Here is a 1,314-nt window from a genome sequence, read left to right on the forward strand (position 1 = left end):
TGTGATTTGCCGGAAAGCTATGCGCGCAGGAAACCGACGTATTCTGAGCAGCAGAAGAAAGAGGTTGTTGAACATTACTTTAATCACGGTCGCTGCATTGCTGCCACGGTCAAGGCATTGGGTTATCCCGGGCGAAAGACACTGAGCGACTGGATCAATGAACTGCACCCCGAAACAGAGAAGCGGATTGTTGGCAAAGTCTCGGGACTATTACATCCCCAAGAGTTCAAGCAGGCAGCGGTCATTGAACTTTGCACACGACAAGAAAGCGCGCAAGTAGTTGCACAAAAGCTGGACGTAGACAGGACGACGCTATATAAATGGACAAATCAACTACTTAGCCGTGAGGCCCTAGCATCCATGAAATGCTATAAAGACTCACCGCCAGAACCTGAACGTGCGGAACTGGAGCGACAAATCGAATCGCTTCGACGCGACATCTGACATCCGACATCTGCAGCTAGAACATGATCTCTTAAAGAAGGCCAACGAAATAATAAAAAAAGCCAGGGCATCGACCTGCACCTTCTGCGCAATCAGGAGAAGACGATGTTAGTTGATGCCCTGAGAGAGACTTATGCACTGCCAGAACTTCTTACTAAGCTGGGTCTGGCACGCAGCTCCTACTTTTATCATCGGGCCCGATTGCAGCTTGCTGACAAATATGGTGGTGTGCGTAGCACCATCACTGAGATCTTTGAACTCAATCACCGTTGCTACGGCTATCGTCGGATACAGGCATCACTGGGCAAGCAGCAGGTCTTCCTCTCGGAAAAGGTCGTGCAGCGTTTGATGAAGCAAGAACGCTTGATCGTCGCCAAGGTCAAGCGACGCCGTTATAGTTCCTACCTAGGCGAAATCTGCCCTGCACCAGAGAATGTAATCAATCGCGATTTCCGTGCCGCAGTCCCCAATGAGAAGTGGCTCACCGACATCACGGAATTTCATATCCCGGCCGGCAAGGTATATCTATCGCCGATGATTGATTGCTTCGATGGCATGGTCATCAGTTGGTCAATCGGCATGAGTCCAGACGCAAAGCTTGTCAACACGATGTTGGATGCCGCCATCGAGACGGTGGTCAATAGCAACGACCGGCCCATCGTTCACTCTGATCGTGGGGCTCATTATCGCTGGCCTGGGTGGCTATCGAGGATCAGTGATGCAAAGTTGATTCGTTCGATGTCGCGCAAAGCGTGCTCGCCTGATAATGCGGCATGCGAAGGATTCTTCGGGCGGCTGAAAACAGAAATGTTCTATCTTAGGGAATGGCAAGCGACTACCATTGAGCAGTTTATTCAGGCACTTGACTCA

At 50.6% G+C, this 1,314-nt stretch carries 1 pseudogene; it reads left to right on the plus strand.

The annotated features are described in order from the left end of the window. Positions 1–1,314: pseudogene (locus tag AAKU61_RS22600) on the plus strand (IS3 family transposase); the annotation flags it as partial.

Source organism: Undibacterium sp. GrIS 1.2 (assembly GCF_040544435.1).
Lineage (GTDB): Bacteria > Pseudomonadota > Gammaproteobacteria > Burkholderiales > Burkholderiaceae_D > Undibacterium.